This window comes from Enterococcus alishanensis, assembly GCF_019218635.1.
Lineage (GTDB): Bacteria > Bacillota > Bacilli > Lactobacillales > Enterococcaceae > Enterococcus_A > Enterococcus_A alishanensis.
This window is the reverse complement of record NZ_JAHUZB010000003.1, coordinates 243,564-265,686: the sequence shown is the minus strand read 5'-3', so window position 1 is coordinate 265,686 and position 22,123 is coordinate 243,564. Positions and strand designations below refer to the sequence as shown.

General features: G+C 35.9%; 26 protein-coding genes. 5 read left to right on the top strand and 21 right to left on the bottom strand.

The window, feature by feature from the left end:
- Position 1 precedes the first annotated feature (1 nt).
- The 7 genes from KUA55_RS08265 to KUA55_RS08235 form a co-directional block, all read right to left on the bottom strand.
- The gene (locus KUA55_RS08265; RefSeq protein WP_218325729.1) at positions 2 to 361 is read right to left on the bottom strand and encodes a DUF4312 family protein; all 360 of its coding nucleotides are present in this window, start codon (positions 359 to 361) and stop codon (positions 2 to 4) included.
- 11 nt (positions 362 to 372) lie between these two features.
- The gene (locus KUA55_RS08260) at positions 373 to 729 is read right to left on the bottom strand and encodes a glycine-rich SFCGS family protein (protein WP_218325728.1); all 357 of its coding nucleotides are present in this window, start codon (positions 727 to 729) and stop codon (positions 373 to 375) included.
- A gap of 19 nt (positions 730 to 748) precedes the next feature.
- A complete protein-coding gene (locus tag KUA55_RS08255) occupies positions 749 to 1,081 on the bottom strand; it encodes a PRD domain-containing protein (protein WP_218325727.1) in 333 nt (110 codons plus the stop codon).
- A gap of 4 nt (positions 1,082 to 1,085) precedes the next feature.
- Positions 1,086 to 2,939 (bottom strand): BglG family transcription antiterminator, encoded by a 1,854-nt coding sequence (locus KUA55_RS08250; RefSeq protein WP_218325726.1) that lies wholly within the window; start codon positions 2,937 to 2,939, stop codon positions 1,086 to 1,088.
- Between the two features lie 297 nt (positions 2,940 to 3,236).
- On the bottom strand, positions 3,237 to 4,070 hold the full coding sequence (locus KUA55_RS08245) for an energy-coupling factor transporter transmembrane component T family protein (protein WP_218325725.1): 834 nt from the start codon (positions 4,068 to 4,070) through the stop codon (positions 3,237 to 3,239).
- Positions 4,070 to 5,773 (bottom strand): ABC transporter ATP-binding protein, encoded by a 1,704-nt coding sequence (locus KUA55_RS08240; protein ID WP_218325724.1) that lies wholly within the window; start codon positions 5,771 to 5,773, stop codon positions 4,070 to 4,072. Before KUA55_RS08240 ends, KUA55_RS08245 begins: the two co-directional genes overlap by 1 nt.
- A 122-nt stretch (positions 5,774 to 5,895) precedes the next feature.
- On the bottom strand, positions 5,896 to 6,759 hold the full coding sequence (locus KUA55_RS08235; RefSeq protein WP_218325723.1) for an SAM hydrolase/SAM-dependent halogenase family protein: 864 nt from the start codon (positions 6,757 to 6,759) through the stop codon (positions 5,896 to 5,898).
- Between the two features lie 127 nt (positions 6,760 to 6,886).
- Between KUA55_RS08235 and KUA55_RS08230 the strand changes: the two genes are divergently transcribed.
- Positions 6,887 to 7,429 carry a DUF1697 domain-containing protein gene (locus tag KUA55_RS08230; RefSeq protein ID WP_218325722.1) on the top strand — a complete coding sequence of 181 codons (543 nt, stop codon included), beginning with the start codon at positions 6,887 to 6,889 and terminating at the stop codon, positions 7,427 to 7,429.
- Positions 7,430 to 7,479: 50 nt separating this feature from the next.
- On the opposite strand, the gene KUA55_RS08225 is transcribed toward KUA55_RS08230, so the two are convergent.
- The 9 genes from KUA55_RS08225 to KUA55_RS08185 all read right to left on the bottom strand — a co-directional run bounded on the left by KUA55_RS08225 (position 7,480) and on the right by KUA55_RS08185 (position 14,529).
- Positions 7,480 to 8,157, bottom strand: coding sequence for a fructose-6-phosphate aldolase (locus KUA55_RS08225; RefSeq protein WP_218325721.1), 678 nt, complete (start codon positions 8,155 to 8,157; stop codon positions 7,480 to 7,482).
- A gap of 17 nt (positions 8,158 to 8,174) precedes the next feature.
- Positions 8,175 to 8,534 carry a PTS glucitol/sorbitol transporter subunit IIA gene (locus KUA55_RS08220; RefSeq protein ID WP_218325720.1) on the bottom strand — a complete coding sequence of 120 codons (360 nt, stop codon included), beginning with the start codon at positions 8,532 to 8,534 and terminating at the stop codon, positions 8,175 to 8,177.
- Between the two features lie 11 nt (positions 8,535 to 8,545).
- Positions 8,546 to 9,550 (bottom strand): PTS glucitol/sorbitol transporter subunit IIB, encoded by a 1,005-nt coding sequence (gene srlE, locus KUA55_RS08215; protein ID WP_218325719.1) that lies wholly within the window; start codon positions 9,548 to 9,550, stop codon positions 8,546 to 8,548.
- A 19-nt stretch (positions 9,551 to 9,569) separates the two neighbouring features.
- Positions 9,570 to 10,139, bottom strand: a complete 570-nt coding sequence (srlA, locus tag KUA55_RS08210; RefSeq protein ID WP_218325718.1) for a PTS glucitol/sorbitol transporter subunit IIC — start codon at positions 10,137 to 10,139, stop codon at positions 9,570 to 9,572.
- A complete protein-coding gene (locus tag KUA55_RS08205; protein WP_218325717.1) occupies positions 10,139 to 10,624 on the bottom strand; it encodes a transcriptional regulator GutM in 486 nt (161 codons plus the stop codon). The genes srlA and KUA55_RS08205 overlap by 1 nt, the downstream gene beginning before the upstream one ends.
- On the bottom strand, positions 10,621 to 12,471 hold the full coding sequence (locus tag KUA55_RS08200) for a BglG family transcription antiterminator (RefSeq protein WP_218325716.1): 1,851 nt from the start codon (positions 12,469 to 12,471) through the stop codon (positions 10,621 to 10,623). The genes KUA55_RS08205 and KUA55_RS08200 overlap by 4 nt, the downstream gene beginning before the upstream one ends.
- A gap of 18 nt (positions 12,472 to 12,489) precedes the next feature.
- On the bottom strand, positions 12,490 to 13,290 hold the full coding sequence (locus KUA55_RS08195) for an SDR family oxidoreductase (RefSeq protein WP_218325715.1): 801 nt from the start codon (positions 13,288 to 13,290) through the stop codon (positions 12,490 to 12,492).
- Between the two features lie 157 nt (positions 13,291 to 13,447).
- Entirely contained in the window at positions 13,448 to 14,194 is a 747-nt protein-coding gene (locus tag KUA55_RS08190; protein WP_218325714.1) for a sulfurtransferase, read from the bottom strand.
- A gap of 14 nt (positions 14,195 to 14,208) precedes the next feature.
- Positions 14,209 to 14,529 carry a DsrE/DsrF/TusD sulfur relay family protein gene (locus KUA55_RS08185; protein ID WP_218325713.1) on the bottom strand — a complete coding sequence of 107 codons (321 nt, stop codon included), beginning with the start codon at positions 14,527 to 14,529 and terminating at the stop codon, positions 14,209 to 14,211.
- Between the two features lie 155 nt (positions 14,530 to 14,684).
- Here KUA55_RS08185 and KUA55_RS08180 point away from each other — a divergent pair, with 155 nt between their 5' ends.
- On the top strand, positions 14,685 to 14,891 hold the full coding sequence (locus KUA55_RS08180) for a helix-turn-helix transcriptional regulator (RefSeq protein WP_218325712.1): 207 nt from the start codon (positions 14,685 to 14,687) through the stop codon (positions 14,889 to 14,891).
- Positions 14,888 to 15,262 carry a hypothetical protein gene (locus tag KUA55_RS08175; RefSeq protein ID WP_218325711.1) on the top strand — a complete coding sequence of 125 codons (375 nt, stop codon included), beginning with the start codon at positions 14,888 to 14,890 and terminating at the stop codon, positions 15,260 to 15,262. Before KUA55_RS08180 ends, KUA55_RS08175 begins: the two co-directional genes overlap by 4 nt.
- Before the next feature lie 48 nt (positions 15,263 to 15,310).
- Here KUA55_RS08175 and KUA55_RS08170 read toward each other — a convergent pair whose 3' ends face one another.
- The gene (locus KUA55_RS08170; RefSeq protein ID WP_218325710.1) at positions 15,311 to 16,507 is read right to left on the bottom strand and encodes an amidohydrolase; all 1,197 of its coding nucleotides are present in this window, start codon (positions 16,505 to 16,507) and stop codon (positions 15,311 to 15,313) included.
- Between the two features lie 12 nt (positions 16,508 to 16,519).
- The gene (locus KUA55_RS08165; RefSeq protein ID WP_218325709.1) at positions 16,520 to 17,788 is read right to left on the bottom strand and encodes an MFS transporter; all 1,269 of its coding nucleotides are present in this window, start codon (positions 17,786 to 17,788) and stop codon (positions 16,520 to 16,522) included.
- Positions 17,789 to 18,263: 475 nt separating this feature from the next.
- Here KUA55_RS08165 and KUA55_RS08160 point away from each other — a divergent pair, with 475 nt between their 5' ends.
- Complete coding sequence (locus KUA55_RS08160) at positions 18,264 to 19,310, top strand: DUF975 family protein (RefSeq protein ID WP_218325708.1); 1,047 nt, start codon at positions 18,264 to 18,266, stop codon at positions 19,308 to 19,310.
- 40 nt (positions 19,311 to 19,350) lie between these two features.
- Here the strand turns inward: KUA55_RS08160 and KUA55_RS08155 are convergent, their stop codons facing one another.
- Positions 19,351 to 20,451: a glycerol dehydrogenase gene (locus KUA55_RS08155; RefSeq protein ID WP_218325707.1), complete on the bottom strand. Its 1,101-nt coding sequence runs from the start codon at positions 20,449 to 20,451 to the stop codon at positions 19,351 to 19,353.
- Positions 20,452 to 20,616: 165 nt separating this feature from the next.
- Between KUA55_RS08155 and KUA55_RS08150 the strand changes: the two genes are divergently transcribed.
- A complete protein-coding gene (locus KUA55_RS08150) occupies positions 20,617 to 21,162 on the top strand; it encodes an SHOCT domain-containing protein (protein ID WP_218325706.1) in 546 nt (181 codons plus the stop codon).
- A 188-nt stretch (positions 21,163 to 21,350) separates the two neighbouring features.
- On the opposite strand, the gene KUA55_RS08145 is transcribed toward KUA55_RS08150, so the two are convergent.
- Entirely contained in the window at positions 21,351 to 21,677 is a 327-nt protein-coding gene (locus KUA55_RS08145) for a hypothetical protein (protein ID WP_218325705.1), read from the bottom strand.
- A gap of 13 nt (positions 21,678 to 21,690) precedes the next feature.
- Complete coding sequence (locus KUA55_RS08140) at positions 21,691 to 22,089, bottom strand: helix-turn-helix domain-containing protein (RefSeq protein ID WP_218325704.1); 399 nt, start codon at positions 22,087 to 22,089, stop codon at positions 21,691 to 21,693.
- Between the last annotated feature and the right edge of the window lie 34 nt (positions 22,090 to 22,123).

Below are 22,123 nucleotides of genomic sequence, written 5' to 3'. Positions count from 1 at the left end.
TTTAGTTAGTTTTTATTTTTTTGGATACAAAAGGCAGGTTAATCCCTTCCGGATCAGCAATCTTTTCTTGCATGAAAGGAACCAGTGTCAAATCTATTTCACTGACTTCCACCGTTACTGCCAACTGAACTTGATAGTTGGTCCGTTTTCGCGGAAAAAAGAAAAATAAAAATCGTTCGGTAAAAGTTTGTTCGGTTGCTGCCAAAACTTCGACTTCAAGCGGTTCAACTCGTAACAGAACCTCTGATTCTTGCATTAATTTTTGCTGAATTTCACCTAATGCTGCCGCAAAGGCATGTTGCTTTGAATCACCTTTGCCGTTAACAATGACTTTTTTTTGAGTTGTTTTTTGTGCAGTCATTTCATCACTTCCTATAAGCCGTGTTTTTTAACAAAAGCTTCCGTCAAACGTTTGCCTAATTCTTCTTGGTCCATAAAACCAAAGCCTAAAACCGTTTTTCCATCATTGATGGCAGTCAAGCCTTCTTCAACTGAACGCATGCCGTGACGTTCAGGATAACCATATTTTGTTGCGGCGGTTAAAGCACCTGCGCCACCACTGCCACAAAATGAAATTCCCATATCTGCATTTTCTTGTTGCATCACATCACCTAGCCGCATATCGGCACCCATACCTGGAACAACTACTGCTTTTCCACCTGCTGCTTCTACTCCTTTTGCGACATTTTGTCCTTTACCCATGCGATCTGCGATAACTACTGTAATCATTTTTGTTTCCCCCTAATTTTTAATTGTTTTTTGCTGCTTCAAAATGAATCGATAAGACATACATTTCATCAATTGGTAGCTGACCGATAAAATCGACAACTTTTTTGGCGATCATTAATGATTCTTCTGATACTTCATTAAACATACTGGCATCAACTTCTTGAATTGCCTCATGATTTTCCGAGCGTTTTAACATTTCATTCAAGTGATTAATTAAGACCGTCCACTGTAATTCTGATAATTCAATCGCTGGCGTTTTTAACTGCTCTTCGACAAAATCAATCAGTTCCTCTAGAGCTTTTCTTTGCTGACTTTCAGCGATAATTTTTTTGGCATCGACTGACAATTCCAATGATTTACTCCTCTCTCAGATACGCAAATAACGCATGAATTTCTGATTTATTAATGGCTAAATTATTTTCAGCGAACAAAGCTTCAATTTGCTCAACTAAATTTTTTTGTTGCATGATTCGTTGATCTTCGTGACCGCCTTCTAAGATATATTGTTGCTCGAAGGTAATCCGATGCACTAATAACAAGACATGGAGTAAAAAGCCCTCTCGATATTCAATAATTAAGTGATCTTTCAATAACACCAATAGACGCTCATAAACTGTATACCCTTTTAAAATCAAATCTTTACTGCAAGATTCAGCCGAATCATGATTGATTGGACCCCTGGCTAAGCCAAGTCTATTTGGTGTTTTTTGATTGTCTTGACCAAGAATTCGCTTAATTTCAACTTGGATTTTTCTCAAATCTTCCTTCGTTGGCAAAGGATGTACCTTCACAAAAGGTCGATCAACGCCTTCAATCGGAAAAATACTAATGATTAAATCAGGGTTTTTCTTTTTGACTATTTCTTGAGCATTTAAGACCGAAGCAAAGGCAGCCACTTCAAGATTAGATAGCTCTTCTGAAATTTTTTGTTTGATTAAACTAGTGACGCCTAGACCAGTGGAACAAACATAGACTGCTCTGACACGTCGTGAATCTGTTTCTTTTTCAAAGGAAACCAAGAAATGTAAAGCGATATAAGCAATAAATGAATCGTTCACCAAGAGACTTTCATCAATCATCTCTTTTTTTACGGCCATCTCAATTGCGGCAAATAAGCTGGGATAATTGGCTTTGATTTCATCTTTGAAAGGATTATATTCATTGACATATTTTTGTTTGCGGGTAAAACGCAAAGACAGATGGGCATATAAATTGGTTAATAGTACTGGATCTTGACTATATGGATAATTTTGATTTTCGCTAACCTGTGAAATAATTTCTTTCGTCAAGGTCATCACATCTTGTTGCGGTCCGCTATCAAAAGTATCACTGTAAATATAACGATATTCGTCTTCAAAAAGAGGTAAATGATACTTAGCTGAGATAACCGACATTAATTGATATGCCAATTCTTCGCGATTAATTTGATCTGTTTGCAATAATTGATAGCCACCAATCGTGTTTTCTGACTGGATTCGCGTAGCGGCAACAGAAACGCGAATCAGCATATTTAATAGCTCAGAATAATTTAATTCATCTAAATTTTCGACAGCCAATAATTCTCTTAAACTGACAATGGCTTGATTAAAAACTTCTTGCAATAAGGTTTGGGAAGCTGAATAAATCTCGTAACGATCGCATTCTTCTCCCTGCAACAATAATTCCATGATGCGATAGATGTCGTAATCGGTGAAACCTTGTTGCAAGACTTCTTCGATCAATAAGCGAATTTCTCTTTCAGTCCCCGTGATTGAAAAACCTTTTCCCGTTTGACGTGATAATTCCATCTCTCTTCGTGCTAGCTTCTCTTCTAAAACAACAAAGTCATTCATGATCGTATCTTTACTAACTTTCAAACGATCAGCTAATTCTTGCGCAGTAGTGGCTGACTTACTCAATGATAATTGAATAATCAAACGATCTAACCGCAAGCCTTGATCAGGAAATAACTCCAAGCGATCAACTGCCATCAGCTCACTTTTTAGTTTCATCCGTTCTGAACCATTGACTTCAATCCAGATTCCTTGACTGCGTTTGCTGCCTAATTGCAAGCGCCGTTCTTTTAGCCATAGTCGAATATTATCTAGAGCGTATTTCACCGTTCGAACACTGACTGCTTCTTCATCAGCTAACTTTTGCGTCGTCACTGGTTCGGAATTTTCTAATAAGTAAAGCAGGATTCTAAGTTCTCTCTTACTTAATTGTTGCATTTTTCTCGCTCCTTATGGCTTAAATATAAGCGCTTTCTGTTTTTACGACAATATGAAATGTTTGCACTTTAGTTAGTGCAACAAACCTTGATTTTACTTCGATCATTCGTGCATTTTAAATTTTCCCGCTTTTTTCTAGTGTAAAACCGCGCGTTCTCTCCTTTTATTATTGCACTAATAGAAATATTTTTGATTAAAAATTCTTGTTATATTCACTATTATTTTTTCACTTTTTTAAATTTTATTCTTGAAAAATAAAAAAGACGAAACCAGAAAGGCTCCGTCTGTAAAAATTATTTATTTAAATGGATTATAGAAACGTCCGCCATTGACATGAAATAAAGCTATCGTAATTAAAACGAGTATAATACTAAGTGCAATCAAGAGATAATCTTTCATTTGAAACGGTTGATCTACATACCAAGTGCGCTTTTTCTTTTGACCAAAACGCCGTAGCTCCATTGCCGTACTGATGATTTCGATTCGATCTAAACTAGAAAAAATCAATGGCAAAACAATTTGAGCTGTTCCTTTTGCCCGCTGCATCAACTTACCCTTTTTAGACATTTCAAAACCACGAGCTTGTTGCGCTTGCGAGATATTTTGAAAATCCTCTTGAATATCAGGAATATAGCGTAAAGCTAAAGCCACTGCATAACTGACTTTATAGCTGACCCCAATCTTATTTAAACTAGAAGCAAAAGAACTAGGATTGGTAGTAAATAAGAAAATCAATGTCACTGGAATCGTACAAAAGTATTTTAATACTAGATTAAACAAATAGAATAATTGTTCTTGCGTCAAAGTAAAACGTCCCCAACCAGCGAAAATCACATGGCGAGTACCATACAACTGCACCCCATATTCTGGCTGAAAAATATAGACTGCTAATAAATTTAAAATCGAGAAGAAGACAATAAATTTGATCACAAATGACACTTGATACCATTTCACATTAGCCACTTTAAACATTGCCAAAGATAAAATACTAATGACAATCAAAAAGCGGGTATCATAAGTAGTCATGCAGGCAATCGAGACTAATAATAGAAAAATCAATTTGGCTGTCGCATTTAAATGATGCAATATTGTCTCACCGGGATGATAACCTAAGGTCTGATTATTTTCCATTAACGTCTCACCTCACGATCATAATGAATAAATTTCCGGGTAAATTCGACTGGATCGGCTAAACCGATTTTTTCCGCAAAAGTAAACAAGCTAGTTTCTTTTAGCGATGCTTGTTCAACCAAATCCCGTGAAGTTAAAACATCAATCGGTGTAGTGTCAGCTAAGATTTTCCCTTGATTAACCACGAGGGCCCGATCTGAATATTCCAACATCAAATGCATATCATGTGTAATCATGACTACCGTTTTACCTAAATGATTTAACTCTTCAATAAAGCGCATCATTTCAGTATAATTGCGAAAATCCTGACCGGCAGTTGGTTCATCTAAAATAATCATTTCCGGCTCTAATACTAAAATCGCTGCAATCGTTACCCGTTTTTTTTGTCCATAACTCAAAGCTGAAATCGGCCATTTCCGGAATGGATATAAGCCGCAAACCTTTAAAGCTTTTTCCACCCGTTCTTTGATTTCAATTTCATTAACCCCTCGTAAAGTTAAGCCTAAGGCAACTTCATCAAAAATCAATTTTTTTGAAATCATTTGATTCGGATTTTGCATCACGTAACCAATTTTATCAGCCCGTTCTTTAATGGACTCTTTGGCGATTTCTTGACCTTCCCATTTTAGACTGCCTTGAGGTTTAATGAAGCCACAGATTGCTTTAAATAAAGTTGATTTTCCAGCACCATTTTTCCCAACAATTGCAATTCGTTCACCTTTGTTAATAGTGGTAGTTAAATGATCAATTACCAGCGGTTCATTTTGACCGTAGCGATAAATCAAATCTTTTAATTCCAATAATGGGGCTTTTTCAGTTAATTTTGGCAAATCAAAGTGGGCAGATTGCCAAACTTCCATCTTTTCTTTGACAACTGGCCCATCGATTTTTTCCAATTGGTCAATTTGTGTCAATTGATTTAAATCAACACCCGCATATTTCAAAGCCGTTACATAGAGAGGCTCACGTATACCATGGGTTGCCAAAGTAGTCGATTTCAGTAATGCATCTGGCGTGGTATCAACCACCACTTCCCCTTCGCTAAAAACAATTACCCGGTCTACTGGCTTGTCTAAAACATCTTCTAAACGATGCTCAATGATCAAAATAGTTGCGCCGGTTTCCTTATGTAGTTGATCAATTAATGCAATTGCTTCTTTACCAGCTTTCGGATCCAGGTTTGCTAATGGTTCATCAAATAATAAAATCGGTGCTTCATTGACTAAGACGCCGGCCATCGACACCCGCTGCTTTTGTCCGCCAGATAAATCCTGTGGGCGTTTTTCCAAATGCTGGTCAATATCAACAACTTCAGCCCAATGAGCTACCTGTTTTTTCATTTCAGCTTGGGAAACCAAATCATTTTCTAAAACAAAGGCAATATCTTCTGCTACCGTTAAGCCAATAAATTGCCCATCGGTATCTTGCAAAACAGTTGCAGTGCTAAAAGATAAATCAAAAAGTGAACGGTCGGCAATATTTTGACCATCAATTTCTACCGATCCTTCGATTTTCCCTTCATATTGATTGGGAATTAAACCATTAATACAGTTGGCAAAAGTCGATTTCCCACTGCCGGAAGGCCCGACAATCAGCACTTTTTCACCTTTTTGAATCGATAAATCTATATTTTTTAAGGTTGGCTCAGCTTGACTATGATATTGGAAAGTAAAATTTTTAAAATCAATCATTGGTTTTGTCATCTATTTCTCCTTCAATCAGAAAAAAGGTCAGGAGAAGTGCATGTACCCACCCCGGACCTTTTCCTAAACTGCTTCATTCATATAATAAACGTTCGCACCAACACAAGCAATCCTTTAAAGGATTAATCTTCTTCGAAAATAACTTTGGCTGCTTTACGCAACTCAATTTGCCAGCTAGTCCCAGTACCGATATTGTATAAATCAGAGAAAGAATCCTGATTAACCGCAATTCCGATATTTATTAATGAATTAACATAAACTAACGGCTCGCCAATTTCTACTTCTGCAAAAGAACGGACAAATTGCATGATGTTTTGATAAACTTTTTTACCGTCATGATAAATCGTCACTTGCAGACGATCACCACTATCAATTTTAGCTTCTTTGAAATAGTCTAACGGAATATTGGTCCACAATGAACCAAAACGAACATCCAAGACATCAATACTACCACTGAAAATTTTACCGTCGTATTTTGCTTCAACTAACGGAACTTCAACAATACTATCCGTCGGCACAATGCCACCTAGTTCTTCAAAAGTCACTTCACCACTAGCTAAACGAGCACCATTATAGGCATAAATATCTCGTCCATGGAAAGTATGACTCTCTTCTGAGTGAGGCAGACGACTTTTCACTTCGTCTAAATTACGGACTTCGGTAATTCCTTGGTAATTCCGAATATGTGTCAAAGAACCATTATCCGGTGTAATAATATAATGGCCATATGCTGTTTTTGCTACTACACTACGGCGATGACTCCCTACGCCAGGATCCACCACTGAAACAAAAACAGTCCCAGCCGGCCAGTATTTAACTGTTTGATATAAACGATAAGAAGCTGTCCATATATCATAAGGAGGAATGTCGTGCGTTAAATCATTGATGGTAATTTCATCACTCACCATATGAGCGACCCCGTACATTGCACTAACGGCTCCATCACCTAATCCAAAATCTGTTTGTAAAACTAAGTATTTACCCATAAAATCCTCCTTAAATTCTTTAAATCACTCAATCATATTATAATTTTTACTAAAAAAAAGCAATCAGAATCTTTCTCACAAAAATAGGCTATAATAAGGTAAAAATAAATGCATTCCGAGGTGGAAAATGGAAAAATATATCGCTTTATTGAGAGGGATTAATGTAGGTGGCAAAAATAAAATCCCTATGCCTGTATTAAAAAAGATTTTTGAGGATGCCAACTTTTCATCAGTCAAAACTTACATTAATAGTGGTAATATTATTTTTAGTAGTCCAATGACCGATAAAAAAGCTTTGATTCAACAAATTGAAACACTGATCCAAGACGAATTTCAATTGAATATTCCTGTCACAATCGTTACCGACACTGAAATAAATGATACCCTCAAAAATGCACCAGATTGGTGGGATCAGGCTGATGAAACGATTCATTATGCTATTTTTTTAATTCCGCCAATTACCACTGATGAAGTTTCAGCGGCGGTTGGTGAAATAAATCCTGAATATGAACAAATCGACTTTGGTGAAAACATCATTTATTGGAGTGCTCCGCGAAAAACTTTTAACAAAGCCCGTTGGTCAAAAATAGCCAGTTCAAAAGTAAACAATCAAGTAACGATTCGAAATAGCAATACTGTAAAAAAATTAATGACTTTGTGTCAAGACTGAAAAAAAACTGTTGAAAAACTCCTAAACCTGAGAAGTTTTTCAACAGCTTTCTACATTTCTGCAATCGTGACGTCACCATAAATACTAGCCCAGTCGGCATTAAAATCTACAACAGCCTGATTGATGGATGGCATGGCAAATGCCGTTTTAACAATGTCTGTTCCGACAGTTGCTGCTTGCGCACCAGCTTCAAAAGCTTCAGTTACTTGCCGAATATTTTTAAAGCTAGCTGCTAAAATTTTAGTTTTCGCTTGAGTTCGTTCAATTTCTTGGCTCATAGCCGCTAAGACATCAAATGAATCAATATTTTGGTTTTCCATGCGATTAAAATATGGAGCGATAAAATCTGCACCAGCACTAATTGCCAATAAGCCTTGAATTTTAGTATACATAGCAGTTCCTGTAATGTTATAGCCCTCAGCCTTTAAAGTTTTTATTGCATGTAAGCCTTCATCGTTGATAGGTATTTTAATATAGACTTCAGGATCTATCTTTTCTTTAATGGCCTTGGCATCCGCCAAAATTCCTTCATAATTGGTGGCTACCACTTGAACATGTAACGTTTTTTCAAAGCCAATGATTTCGCGAATTTTTTTCATATGATTAAAGAAATCGATTTTTCCTTCTTGTTTAATAATCGAAGGGTTAGACGTTACACCAGCGATTGGCATACTCGCCACTAATTTTTCAATCTGTTCAAGATTAACTGTATCTAATAATAGTTCCATCATTTCAGCTCCTAAAATTATTTTGTAATAGAAATTTTTGTACCGATTGCTAGCTGAGGCATCTCGGTGGCTTCAACATACAAGGTTCCTGCCATTTCTGCCTCCATTTCACCAGTAAATTTTACAGTAATATGTCCTAGTTCATTTAAATTTTTGTCAACGACATTACCAACTGCGGTAATTTTATAAGATTTATCATCAAAATTTAAAACCATTTCTGTCGTAATATCACTAGCGCTTTTAGCCATTACAATATTATAGCAATACTCCGCTAAACCCTCGGGGGCATTATCCCCAAATAAAATCAACATTTTTTCTGCTCTAAACATTTCGGCTTCTGGGCCAATCTTTGTGACTTCAGTTTCAAATACTGACATACATTTCTCTCCTAACTATACAATCCAAAGCTTGCTAACCATGCAACTGCTACTCGTGGCACACCATTTAAAAAGCGGGAATATAAAACCGATGGTACACCTACTTCAACTGTTTCAGCACTCGCTTCTTCTAATCCCAAACCAACTGGAATAAAATCACAAGCATTTTGAGTATTAATGGCAAATAGTGCTGGCAATGCTAAATGTGGCGGAATATTTCCTTGACCAATTTCCACACCAATTAAAGTGCCAATTACTTGTCCTATAACCGCACCAGGTCCTAAAAGTGGAGATAAAAATGGTAGCGAACATATGAAACCAATAATAACTAATCCAATACCGTTTCCTGCCAAAGGTGACATTACTTTTGCAAAAAGATCGCCAATTCCTGATCCTTGAATAATTCCGATTAGTAATGATACGAAGGCCATAAAAGGAATAACCGTGTTGATCATGGTTTGAACACCTTCGCGGGCAGATTGGTTAAATGTCGCTACGACTTTACCTGCACCCATTCCGATTTTAGCAATAAAGCTTCCTTGTTCAGCTTTTTGTTGGGTAATTTTTTTACTCGTATCATAAGTTCCTGTGCTGGTATTGCTTTCTTTTTCATCTGCTACGGCTTCAACAACTACTGCCGTTTCATCAGTTGCTTGAATTTGATTAGGACCAACTGCAGAAACATAAATATCTTCATTAATATATTGTGCCAATGGTCCGCTTTTTCCAGTGGGCAAAACATTGATTGTCGGAATTCCTTTTTTAGGGTAAATTCCACAACGTAATGTGCCTCCACAATCGACAATTGCTAAGGCGATTTCTTCATCTGGAATCGATGTTTTAAAACCATTAACTGATTCCATTCCCGTTAATTCTTCAATTTTATCTACAATCGCCGGTTTTTCTCCTCCACCAGTAATATAAACAACTTTATGTTTTTCTGCTGTCGGTGTAATCGTTAATGGGCCACCATATCCGCCTGAACCTTTAGTTACTTTTATGCTTTTATATTCCATGATTTTCACTCCTTATTTTTTATGCTGCAGCTTTTTTGCCTTCAGTTAATTCAACTGACTTGCTTAACTCAATTCCTTGTTGCTTACATACATAAGCAGTGGTTAAATCTGTTACCCAGCCGCCTAATGCATTCATCACTAAACCAACTAATAAGTAACGAATCGCAAGCTCTGTTGTGTTTAATCCTAATGTAGTAATTCCTTGTGCAATCCCTAACCAAACAAATAATTCACCGGGATTAATATGAGGGAAAATCCCATTACTAGTATGACAAAATTGTGCTAATGAAGCATAATAGCTAGGCTTATAAAATTCTGGCATGAAGCGTCCTAAAGTAAAGGACATCGGATTCCCTAGCATAAAAGCGGCTAAGAAGGGTAAGATCAAATAACGTGTCAAGGGATTTTTAGAAGATGCTTTGGCAATCTTAGTCATTCTTTCTTCCCCTAAAAAGGCGATAATCGTATTCATCAATACCATCAAAATTAATACTACTGGAACGATACTAGTCATCCAACTAATAAAAGTTTCCGCCCCTGTTTGGAACAAATTCATAAATCCTTCTGCAAATTTAACTACATATTCCATTACTTAACACTTCCTCTTAATTTATTTTGAAGATTCATTTTTGATATTTTTGCTTGTAAAACTAATCCAGAAAGTGGCGACATGGGTTTTTCTTCAACATAATTGCCCGCTTCTACCCGCAGATATATTTCTCTTGCGTCCTCGATTGCTTGAATCAACAATTTATTTTGTTGATAAACTATCGGATTAAATTTATCTAAATAATGAATATCTTCACCGATAAATTCCGGTAGTTGTTTAAATTTAGCAACCACTGAAATCCCTTGCATTTTCCAGCAATCAATCACCAACCCCTGATTGTCTACTGCAAACATAATAATCGTACCTGCTTTTACTTTACCGGAGCGACGACCAATGGCGACTTTCCCCTTTCGCCTCAATTGACGATAAATTTGATTAAAATGTTTGATTTGTTTTAATGAAAACACAATTTGTAAACCATAGGCTGATAATGCAAATATCCCAAAAATCATCATAAAACTCATGAGATTAATCCCTCCCTTTTTAAATAAGCTTTAAACTCAAGACCATTTGACAAACCCAATAATTCATTTTTGTAATTTGGACGAGCCGCAATGGCAAAAATAAGATCGTATAAAACTAGTAACTCGCTTTCGTTTTCTTCAGTCGTTTCTTCCGGTATGCCAACTAAAAAAATGACGGATACTTCACCTTCGTCAGTGATTAACGGCTCTTGTAAAATTGTGACTGAATACAAAATTTTCTGACTATTTTTTAAAATAGCATGAGGAAAAGCAACTCCTTGACTAAAAATCGTAGTGTGTTTGGCTTCCCGCTCAAATATCCTTTCAGCAAAGCCCAAATCAACGACTGCTTCAGCTTCAAATTGATTAAGCAGTTGGACTAAAATTTCTTGATAGTTTTGCTTTTGACTCACTTGATTAAAATAAAACAAAACATGTTCAAACTTACTTAACTGTTCATGATTCACCCGTTCCCATTCGCTACGTATCCAATCATCATTAAAAAGATTACTGATGCGAATCACTGGTACATTAGGATTAATTTGTTTTAAAGGAATAGTTGTAAACACCGCAAAAAATTTATTTAAATCAACTTTTTCATATTCGTTCTCTAAAAATTGCTGAATCTTGACCTCTGGCCCTAAAACATTCTCAATTTGGCGCCTAATCAAAGCTGCCGTTCCCCGACCTGTCGTACAGACGATCGCTACCTCTTTTTGATCATTTTGCGAGACATTTCTTAAAATCAATTCAAAATAAATGGCTAAATAACTGATTTCAGCCTTCCCAGCTGTACGATTGATTTGTTTTTCCAAGACACCTATACCGATTGACGCCAGCTGATAAGCAAAAGGATAATTTTTTTCAATTTCATCTTGAAAAATATCAGTTGGCTGTATATGAAAAACCAAGCGATTGATTAAAAATAATAAATGCTGTTTGACATTTTCATACATTTGCTTAAGGTCTAAATCAACAATCATCACTTGTTGAATTTTGTGCATCATTTCTTGAAAAATATCTTCTAATTCATTTAACTGACTAACATTCTTCCCGAAATGATGCAGGTTAATGGGAAAAAACAAAAAAGCTAAATCAGATTGACCTAATAAAATGCCATAATCAATTTCAATTTGAGCAATAAATTCTTCTACCAATTGATTACGTTCAACTGTATTAATGTAATGGGAGATGGGCTCCGTCAGACTCTGCTTATTTTTGACTCTTTGGATGGTAATATCAATCACCTTTTGCCAAAAATAAAAATGCTTGCTTTCCATTTGCCAATAAAGAGTTAGCTTTTTCGCCAGCTCTACCACACCATTTTTCAAAGGAACATGGCTAAAATAATCATATGCTTGACTTGAATAAAGCAACCGAATATTTAATTCATCACCAACCAATTTCACACCACGATTGGGTGTACCTTCCAATCTCAGTTCAAAATTTAATAATAATTTTTTTAAACTTTTTAAATCATTGTTAACTGTGCCACGACTGACACCCAGACTTTCTGACAGATCATCAATCAACAAGTGCTTTTCAGAAAAAATCAGTTGATCTATAATGTAAGCTGTTCTTTTAGATGGCGAATTGAAATCCGTCTCTTCCTTCAAGCTTCCCGTCAAAATTGAGTCAAAACCATCAAAATCTATGATATTTAACTCAAACTGATTCCCCGTTTGGATAATTTCTGCCACGTCAGCAATTTGTTCATTCAACATCTGAATCGAGTTTTTGATTGTCTGACTGCTTGTACCAGTTGCTTTCTTCAAATCGTCTATCGTTAGTTGTGGATGAACCATAAAAAATTGTAATATTTGATACCAACGATCAATTAAAGGCAAGATATTTTCACTCCTTACTTACCCTCTCGTCTTACCTCCGGCAATATTCGTTGTCACTCCGGTAATATAGCTGGCCCGATTCGAAAGGTAAAAACATACTAAATCTGCTACTTCTTTTAATTTTCCACTACGTCCTAATGGAATCGTAGTTGTCTTACTATAACCAGCCCTTAAATCCTCTACTGTGATTCCTCTTGTATAAGCTAAAGCTTCTTCATAAGCGATCGTTCGCAAGCCTGTTGCTTCCATAATTCCAGGTGCAATTCCTACAACACGAATATTTGATTTGCCTAACTCTTTGGCCCATGAACGGGTTAAACTATTAGCCGCCGCTTTGGTGGCTGCATAAATACTTTGACCTTCTGAACCTTCTAAGCCACTTTCTGAAGACATATTGATTATTACGCCATCTTTTTTAGCAACTAAAATCCGTCCCACTGCTTGGGAAACTAAAAAAAGACTTTTTTGATTAATGCTCACCATCTTATCAAAGTTTTCCTCTGTCAATTCAAACATGCTGTTAGGCTCTTTTGAATCCACCAATAACCTAGGGATATTAATGCCTGCATTATTGACTAAACCATCCACCGTGCCAAATCTTTCAACTACTTTTGCAACAGCTTGTTCAACATTTTCTTTTGAAGAGACATCCGTTTGAAGAAATAATAAATTATCATGTTTCTTCTGATTATCATTTAAATCAAAATTCGCTACTTTTGCCCCAACGTCTAGTAATTCCTCAACAATTACTTCACCAATTCCTGAAGAACCACCGGTGACAATAATAATTTTGTTCTCAATTGCTAACCAATTTTCCAATCAAATCACTCCTTACATTTCTTTGCTGAACTCAGTGTAAGGGGTTTATTAGAAATAATTAATACAATCATTTTTCTACTGCTTAAAAAATCTTTGTATTAATTAAAAAAACTAGCTAACTGATTGGCTTAATCAATTAACTAGCTAAAATTACTTATTATTTTTCAACCTGTTCTTGCTTACTCCATTCTAAAAAGCCCTGCTGATAATTTTTTACTCTTTCAAAGCCTAACATTTGTAAAACTAAGCTCATATAGGCTGCCCGTACACCAATTGTACAATAGACAACAATCTCATCTTGCGGCTTTAAACCTCCAGCAGTGAATATTTTTTGCAAGCTTTCTTTGGAAAGGAGCTTTTGATTTGGTAGAAATAAGCTTTCAAAAAGAATTAAACAGGCTTGCGGCAAGTGTCCTCCTTGAGCTTCCCCATATAAAATGGCCCCATCATATTCTGCTTGAGAACGAACATCGATAATTTTATATTGACCATAATTTTCAAGTAAGACTTCTTTAGAGATAAAATGACTTTTTTCAACTCTGCCAATTATTATTTTGCTAGCTGGTAGTGAAGAATTTTCCTCAGCAGTTTCAAAGCCTGCAGCTAATAAAGCATTCCAACCACCATCAACGATTTTTACCTGTCCAAAGTCGCAAGCCCTCATAATCTCAACTAACCGAGCATCATCACCTAAACCCGTAGTTAAGTCATTGAAAACGGCAATTTTATCTTTTAGATTTAGGCCAGTTTCACTGAAGATCGACGATAATTCTGCTGGAGACTTGTCTGCTACCGTCTCAAAGTTCAAAGCAATGCTTCCTTTAATGGTTTCAAAAGCTGGCAAACTTCTTGCGTCTATCAAGATTTCGTCGGTTAAATCTTTTGCATCTATCAAAAAATCCATATATTTCTCCTATTCTAAAAGGTGACTGTTTTATCTGCCCATTCTACTAATTCGACACAATCCACCATAGTTGAAATTGGACAAGCCGTTTGATCCTCTAAATTTCTCGAACGTAAACAGGTGCCACAAGCCAAAATTTCACCATCATTTGCTAAAAATTGTGCCAATTGATCCGCCACATTGTAGGGTTCAGTCGCGATGGTTTCCACTTCAACTGCTTCACCCATTAAAAATAATTTCACCGTATGCTCCTTTTTCAAAGCTGTAACTGCAAATCTAAAAGCATTCCAAGCTTTTTCCGCTTCTTTCGTTTCTAAAATAATTCCTAGTTTCATTTGGCTCTCTCCTTTTTAAGTAAACTTTAATAAATTAAAGTAAACTTTTATTTCCCATTTTCTTCTTTATTATACTATAAAAAAATTTGACAGTAACTATCTCGTTAAGTATACTTAACGCAAGTTGTTAAGCTAACTTAACGAAGGAGTAACCTATGAAAAATATTGTCCAAGCAGAACGAGAAAAACGTAAAATGAGTCGGGAAGAATTAGCAAGTCTTGTCGGTGTTTCCCGGCAAACGATTTATTTTTTGGAAACTGATCGCTATAATCCTTCGATTCATCTAGCCCATCATTTGGCACAAATTTTCGGTAAAACAATTGAGGAAATTTTTATTTTTGAAGAGGAGGAAGAAAAATGAAACAAGATGAAAGACAAGTGGGAAATCAACGAACTGGAGCCCATTACGTTTTGATGGGAAGTGTTGCGCCAACGGTTATACTAATGCTTTTTTTAGCTGGGATCGGAGAAATGAATGCCTTTTTCGCGATTGTTGCTTTTTATGTGGCGCAACAGCTTTGCTGGATAATTAATTATGGCTTATTAAATACCATGATTACGGATACATCTTCTTTACTTATATTAAATAGCTCAATCGTTACTGCGGCTTTTACTATTTTAGCGACCTACCTATTAAATCAACCCTTGCTATTAGGCCTATTAATTCTCTCTTTAGTACTACTAATTTTAGGAATTATTCGCTTAAATAAATTGAATCAAAAAAATTATTGATGAAAAACCGAGAAAATTCTTAATAACGAATTTCCTCGGTTCATTTTGTTATGCTTCCGTTAGATAATCCACCACAATGGCGCCCATTGCTTCTGCACAAATCAATAATGATTTTTCATTGATATCAAATTTTGGATGATGATGAGGATAGACCGCCTTATCCTCTACTTCTGCTCCTACATAGATAAAACTACTAGGAACTTTTTCCGCGTAATAAGCAAAATCTTCTGAAGGCGGGATTGCTGCAGTCTCAACCACGTCAGTCACGCGATCAATTTTAGTATTTTGTAAAATATTAGCGGCTTGTCTAGTAAAGGCCGGGTCGTTATACAAAACTGGATAATCAGTCGTGTATTCTAAATCACATTTTACACTATACGCTACTTCTAAGCCCTTGACTAATTTATGAATTTCTTCCCCAATTGTGTTTCGCGCCCGTTCAGTCATTGCACGTACATCTCCATCTAAAACAACTTGATCTTTGATGACATTAAAAGAACCCTTACCATCAAAAGATCCGATTGTTACCACACCCATATCAAATGGATTGATTCGGCGAGAAATAATCGTTTGAGCCATCGTCACAAAATAACTACCGGCAACAATTGCATCATTAGCCTCATGGGGTGAAGAACCATGCCCACCAGTTCCTTTAATCGTTAATTTGAAAAATGAACGACCCGTTTGAACTTCTCCTTCTTTATAAAATATTTTGCCAAAAGGAAAATTGCTCATAACGTGAATACCCACAACATTGTCAACGCCCTCTAAACAACCAGCTTTAATCATTCCCAAAGCACCGCCTGGAGGAGTTTCTTCAGCTGGTTGGTGCAAGACCCGAATTTTCCCAGCTAATTGATCTTTCATTTCAGCTAAAGTTTCAGCCAATACCAACATATAAGCAGTGTGTCCGTCATGACCACAAGCATGCATAACGCCAGGATTTTCTGAAGCAAAAGGCAATTCTGTTTCTTCATGAATTGGCAATGCATCAAAATCAGCCCGAATCGCTAAAGTTTTTCCGGGTTTTCCAGAATCAATTTCAACAATCACACCATGTTCACCATTAATATCAGTTTCTACCGTCACATCTAAACCTTTATTTTGATAAAAATCAGCAATATACTTGGCGGTTTTAGCTTCTTTAAAAGAAAGTTCCGGATGCTGATGTAAATAACGCCGTATCTCGATCATGCGGTCCTCTTTTGCCCGCAATTTTTCAAATAATTCTTGTTTCAAATCCATCTTAAAAGCCTCCTATTCTACAGTTTCAAAATTTGTATTTTTAAAATATTTCCGTGACCCTAAGTATGCTGATACCCAACCAAACAATGTCAAAGCACTAAAGACAGCCATTAAAATCCAAGCAATTTGATATGAACCTGTCAAATCCAAAATACTTGCCACAAAGACTGAGCCAACTGCCATTCCGATCGTAACGGTACTATTAATCAAACCATAAGCCTCTGGATAATTTTTGATTCCGAAAACTGCTGTGGTAACTAATGGCGGTGAAACAGTGCCAATCGGTGTACCTAAACCAAAAACAAAGCCCATCATGTAAATCACCATGTTTTGATCACCAAAAATCATTAAGATAAATGCCAAGAAAAAGGCCCCACAACCAAAGAAACTACTAACAACTACACCAAATTTATCATTAACCCAACCTAGAATAATTTTACCGAAAATTCCCATGAAAGAATAAATCGAAATAACATTGGCAGCTGTTACCGGATCGTGCATTCCTTGAATCGCTGCTGGAAAATTCGATAATGCTCCGGTATTTATCAATCCATTTAAGAACATTCCCATCATGACTAGCCAAAAGAAAGCTTTACTGTAAGTCTCTTTGACGGTTAGCTGAGAATCATTATTTTCTTCTCTGGCTCCTTCAGATTGTTGATTTTTTGCCAAATTAGCCCCATAAGGTTCCAGCCCTTTTTCAGCCGGTGTGCTTTTGAAGACAAATAAAACAATCGGCAATGAACAAACTAAAGCAATCATTCCCATGATTTGATAAGTCGAGCGCCAGCCAAAATTGTTTAACAGCAAGCTAACCACTTGAGATAAAATAGTCCCGCCTAAACCGATACCAGCCATAGCGATACTTAGTGCTAAACCTCTTTTTTCTTGAAACCACATAGTAATCATGTAACTGACTGGAATCATCGCTGACATCCAATAAAATATTCCTACAAAAATGGAAGATAGATACAAATGCCAAGCACTCTGCGCGAAAGAATAAGTACAGTAACTCAAAGCAAAACCAATAACACCAATCACTTGCATCCGTTTCATTTGACCGCTAGCAACTAATTTTGAAATCCGTGGCGATAAAATAATTCCAGTGATCTGGACCACCATCGTTGCAATCATGAATTGACTGCGACTTATGCCCAATTCTTCGGTGACTGCCAAGGCGTAAGTTCCTGATAATGACATGATTAATGGAACAATTGTTGCGGTAATAACTACGCAGCCTGCGACAATCCACCAGCCATAAAAGATCGGCTTGTTTCTCATTCTTTTTCCTCCTTGTACTCTCATAAATTTTATTTCTTTTTCATTTTACCCCAAATTTGTTGTTTATCGTAATTATTTTTTTGTGATTTTAAGTATTTTTTTGACTAAAAATACAAGAAATTTCTAATATTTATAAATGAGCTATCTAGTAAACGGTGAATCCTTGCTTTTCATTTAACATCAGCCTTGTGTCTTGACAACTTTTAAAGAACAATCATTTTTTTTGATGAGTTTTTCAATAGTTTTTTTTAATATTTATTCAACTTCCTTATTTGGAATGTCGATTTTCTTAATTATTTTTAGGTTTTTGTGATTTCGTTTTCATTATTTCTACGACAATACTTTACTGAACTAATTTAATAAAAAAAATTATCGTTTTTGGTATTTTTTATAATTTGATTTAGTAAAAACAGATTATTAAAATATTTTTTGTTATACTATTGAGGTAATAAAAAAAATAAAGGTGGTGCTGTTCATGAAGTTTTGTCCAAATTGTGGGGCAGAAGTAAGTGATGTTGCAAAATTTTGCCCAAACTGTGGTTTTGATTTGGAGGGCGTTGAAAGTGAACCAGCGGCTGAAGAAAATAATAATGAGCCTTTGATTCAACCTACTCCAAAACAAAGTGTTTCAGAAAAAATGCAAGAAGAATTTATTAATGGGGAACCGGAAGAACCTGTTGCGTTGGAAATTGAGCAAAGCGAAGGTTTAAATATTACCCGAGCTGAATTAAAAAAATATGCTCAAACAAAACTTTCTGGTCGTTTTGGTGAATGGTTCTGGAGTATTTTTTGGTCAGTCATTATTATCACAGTTATTACTTTTCTAATGATGATGCCAATTAATCGGATGATGTCTGGCTTGTTCAATATTGTAGAAGGTGCTATCTACGGTGGCATGTACAATTCATTGGGTAGCAATTATTATGGTAACTACGGCAATTATTATTCTCCTTATTATAGTGGCGCCTCTGTTTTCTTTTGGTTTATTTTCTTTATCGTAATGTGGTTACTATTGTTCTTAGCGCAAGCTTTGATTCGCGCAACTTTCCAATGGTGTGCCATCTATACCTTAAGAGATCAAAAAGCCGATGGCGTGAAAATCTTTAGTTATTTGTTCAAACATTCAAAAAATCGAGTACTAAAAGCCAATGTCATGGTAGCAATCTTCACTTTCTTATGGTCATTATTATTCGTCATTCCTGGTTTAGTCAAAACGGCCTCTTATGCGATGACAAATTATTTATTGGAGAAACACCCAACCTTGGATGCCTCTGATGCGATTACTTTAAGTCGTGAAATTATGGACGGTTACAAATTAGAATATTGGATTTTACTAGCTTCATTCTCAGTTTGGTATATTATTTCCGGTTTTACAGCTTTCTTCTCACTGGGAGTTAACTGGATGAGTTTTTACGTAACACCATATGCTACAGTAACTGAAATTGCTTTTCTAGATAAAGTTTATAACGCTTATATCGAAAAACAAAAAGCTCTTCGCGCTGAAAATGCTGAAGTAGCTTAATTCAAGAAAGCTGCGTAGAAAATTCTACGCAGCTTTCTTTTTATTGATTGGCAAATTTTTTTACATATAAATCAACAGCTTTTAATGCTGCAGCAATTTCTTTTGCTGTAATTTCAAAAGGCATTTGCTGAATCGTATCACTTAATGAGGTTGCTAGTTCTCCAATTTTTAAAAGTTCTTCCTCTGTCGCTTTTGCTAGATACATTTCTTCTAACGTAGTTGGTAAACCTAGTTTCTGATAGAAAGCAATATATTTGTCGATTTCATTTGTAGGTCGGTTTTCTAAAAATAATTGTACCAAAGTCCCATAGGCAACTTTTTCTCCATGAGTCAGTTGATGAATGTTGCCAGCAATCGCAGAAAAACCATTATGAATCGCGTGTGCTGCACCTAAACCACCGCTCTCAAAACCAATTCCACTTAATAAAGTATTGGCTTCAATCACCGCATCTAAAGCTTCTGTAACAACTTTTGCTTCGTTAGCTGCAACAGCTGCAAAACCACTATCAAATAAAACCTGTTGGCATTTTTCTGCAATGGCTAAAGCCGCCAGCGATTGCCGCCCACCTAATAAATTCTCTCCGTTTTTTTGTAAGACGGCTTCTGCTTCTATCCAAGTTGCCATCCCATCTGCAATACCAGATTTTAACAAACGAACAGGAGCTTGACTAATAACAGCTGTATCTAATAAAACTAAATCAGGATTTTTCTGATAATGGAGGTATTTTTCAAAATGTCCTTCTTCAGAATAAACGACTGAAATGGCTGATGTAGGCGCGTCGGTCGAAGCACTCGTTGGAAAAATTGCTAGCTTAGTATTCAGTTGATTACTTACTGCTTTAGCACCATCGATAGCTTTTCCTCCACCTAAGCCAATGACTACTTCAACCGATGCATCTTTAGCAGTCATAGTCATCCGTTCAATTTCTTTTAAAGAACTTTCACCTTGAAAAATTTCCTTTGCCACCTCAAACTGCTGGTTAGTTAAATCTTCCGCCAGCGTTGCTCCGACAATCTTCCAAACCATCTCATCAGTGATAATTAAAACTTTCTGACCCAATTCTTTTAAATAAGCTGGACTTCTTTTTAAAGCATTCTCACCTTGTACGTAACGAGATGGGCTAGCAAATATTTTATCCATAAATCATAGCTCCTCTTTTTTTCTTTAGCTGAATGGTACCAGTTAATCAAATAATGTCAAATAGACGGATAATTTTAAGTCCGGATGATTTTTTTATGAGCTATTTGAGCTTAAGTCTGGTATATTTAGATGAAGTTTTCAAAAGGATGTTTGGAAGGAGAAAAAATGAAAGAAGATTTAAAAGAAGAATTGCCTAAGTCTACCGCTCGAACAATTTTGACGATTAGTTGGTGGATTGGTACAGGTTGCGGGATCTTGGCATTTTTATTCGGACTAATTATTGTATCGGGAATGATGCTGGATAGTTATTACTATTACGATTATTATGCACAAGGTGCCATGATGTTTACCTCAGTCTTGATGTTTCTAGTGGTTGTTGGATTTGTGGCCTTTCAAGTAGTTGCTTATATAGGTTTAAAAAAAGTGCCGATGTCACAAGGTTGGAATATTTTTTATCTAGTCAGTGCCATTTTAGCGATGAATGTGTTAAAAATTGTCGGTGCAGCTTTAGCCTTGTCTGAGTATAAAAAAGGAACCTCACCGAATAATGTTTTTGAAAAAATTTATCCGCTGGAAGAATCCATTCCGAAAGCCCCAGCTATAAAAGATTTAAGTAAAGAAATTTTAGAGCTAATTGAATTGAAAGAAGCTGGCTTATTGACGGAAGAAGAATTTGCGATCGCCAAAGCTAAAGTTCTTGATAAACTATAATTTTTAAGCACTTTTCGAAGTGCTTTTTTGATTGAAAAAAATGTGACAAAAGTTATAACAGATTCAAATTGTCCAGAAGTTATATAGCTAAAGCTTCATTCTTAACTTCAAAAAATTACTAAACCACGAAAGTAAGTACACCCTTACTTGGATAACTCATCTGTAAAAAAAGCTAATGTCACAACTATTTATCTTATTCCTCGAATCAAATTAGCTAACATCATTAAAAAAACTGCCAATTCCAATCCCATTAAGCAATATATTTTACGTTTGATTCCTAGAAATTTTAAATTTTGCTCCGCTGTCAAAAAGCTAGTCGTTTTTCGTCGCTTAAATAAATACAAGAATAAACCACTGCTGTTTTGCCCACTTGTAGCAAATAATGACCATAATTTCGGATGGGCAATGTCGCGGCTTTTGGCATCTAATAAAACTAACTGGTACAAATAATAATATAGAAAGACGCTAGTGACTAAAATCACACCGATACACACTATGAAAACTGCTTCAATCATAAACTTCTCACTCCTAAATTTTTTTAATAATCAGATAGAAGATGGAAAAAGAATTAATCCCAATCAAGGCAAAAATACCAAATAAAAGAATTTCATTTATTGGACCCAAAAATGAAAGCGACAGCATCAACAAAATATTGATGCCAAGTAATAAAATAAATAGCTTTAAATAACGATTCACATTGGTATTATCTTGTAAATGATGGACCATTTTAACATCTCCTTTCAATAATTCGTCTAATGACAACTGATAAATTTCCGACAAACGAATCACTCGCTCAATGTCAGGATAACTGCGTCCGTTTTCCCAATTTGAAATGGTTTGACGAGTAATTCCTAACGCTTCCGCTACTTCATCTTGCGTTAAATGAAGTTCGTTTCGTCGTTGCTTAATGCGCATCCCAACTTCCATCTGATACCCTCATTTTCTATTATTTGTCACTTCT

Excerpts from the sequence above, each read along its gene's own strand:
- KUA55_RS08265 (WP_218325729.1), bottom strand. The coding sequence starts at position 361 with ATGACTGCACAAAAAACAACTCAAAAAAAAGTCATTGTTAACGGCAAA.
- KUA55_RS08260 (WP_218325728.1), bottom strand. The coding sequence starts at position 729 with ATGATTACAGTAGTTATCGCAGATCGCATGGGTAAAGGACAAAATGTC.
- KUA55_RS08250 (WP_218325726.1), bottom strand. The coding sequence starts at position 2,939 with ATGCAACAATTAAGTAAGAGAGAACTTAGAATCCTGCTTTACTTATTA.
- KUA55_RS08245 (WP_218325725.1), bottom strand. The coding sequence starts at position 4,070 with ATGGAAAATAATCAGACCTTAGGTTATCATCCCGGTGAGACAATATTG.
- KUA55_RS08240 (WP_218325724.1), bottom strand. The coding sequence starts at position 5,773 with ATGACAAAACCAATGATTGATTTTAAAAATTTTACTTTCCAATATCAT.
- KUA55_RS08235 (WP_218325723.1), bottom strand. The coding sequence starts at position 6,759 with ATGGGTAAATACTTAGTTTTACAAACAGATTTTGGATTAGGTGATGGA.
- KUA55_RS08230 (WP_218325722.1), top strand. The coding sequence starts at position 6,887 with ATGGAAAAATATATCGCTTTATTGAGAGGGATTAATGTAGGTGGCAAA.
- KUA55_RS08225 (WP_218325721.1), bottom strand. The coding sequence starts at position 8,157 with ATGGAACTATTATTAGATACAGTTAATCTTGAACAGATTGAAAAATTA.
- KUA55_RS08220 (WP_218325720.1), bottom strand. The coding sequence starts at position 8,534 with ATGTCAGTATTTGAAACTGAAGTCACAAAGATTGGCCCAGAAGCCGAA.
- srlE (WP_218325719.1), bottom strand. The coding sequence starts at position 9,550 with ATGGAATATAAAAGCATAAAAGTAACTAAAGGTTCAGGCGGATATGGT.
- srlA (WP_218325718.1), bottom strand. The coding sequence starts at position 10,139 with ATGGAATATGTAGTTAAATTTGCAGAAGGATTTATGAATTTGTTCCAA.
- KUA55_RS08205 (WP_218325717.1), bottom strand. The coding sequence starts at position 10,624 with ATGAGTTTTATGATGATTTTTGGGATATTTGCATTATCAGCCTATGGT.
- KUA55_RS08190 (WP_218325714.1), bottom strand. The coding sequence starts at position 14,194 with ATGGATTTTTTGATAGATGCAAAAGATTTAACCGACGAAATCTTGATA.
- KUA55_RS08185 (WP_218325713.1), bottom strand. The coding sequence starts at position 14,529 with ATGAAACTAGGAATTATTTTAGAAACGAAAGAAGCGGAAAAAGCTTGG.
- KUA55_RS08180 (WP_218325712.1), top strand. The coding sequence starts at position 14,685 with ATGAAAAATATTGTCCAAGCAGAACGAGAAAAACGTAAAATGAGTCGG.
- KUA55_RS08175 (WP_218325711.1), top strand. The coding sequence starts at position 14,888 with ATGAAACAAGATGAAAGACAAGTGGGAAATCAACGAACTGGAGCCCAT.
- KUA55_RS08170 (WP_218325710.1), bottom strand. The coding sequence starts at position 16,507 with ATGGATTTGAAACAAGAATTATTTGAAAAATTGCGGGCAAAAGAGGAC.
- KUA55_RS08165 (WP_218325709.1), bottom strand. The coding sequence starts at position 17,788 with ATGAGAAACAAGCCGATCTTTTATGGCTGGTGGATTGTCGCAGGCTGC.
- KUA55_RS08160 (WP_218325708.1), top strand. The coding sequence starts at position 18,264 with ATGAAGTTTTGTCCAAATTGTGGGGCAGAAGTAAGTGATGTTGCAAAA.
- KUA55_RS08155 (WP_218325707.1), bottom strand. The coding sequence starts at position 20,451 with ATGGATAAAATATTTGCTAGCCCATCTCGTTACGTACAAGGTGAGAAT.
- KUA55_RS08150 (WP_218325706.1), top strand. The coding sequence starts at position 20,617 with ATGAAAGAAGATTTAAAAGAAGAATTGCCTAAGTCTACCGCTCGAACA.
- KUA55_RS08145 (WP_218325705.1), bottom strand. The coding sequence starts at position 21,677 with ATGATTGAAGCAGTTTTCATAGTGTGTATCGGTGTGATTTTAGTCACT.
- KUA55_RS08140 (WP_218325704.1), bottom strand. The coding sequence starts at position 22,089 with ATGGAAGTTGGGATGCGCATTAAGCAACGACGAAACGAACTTCATTTA.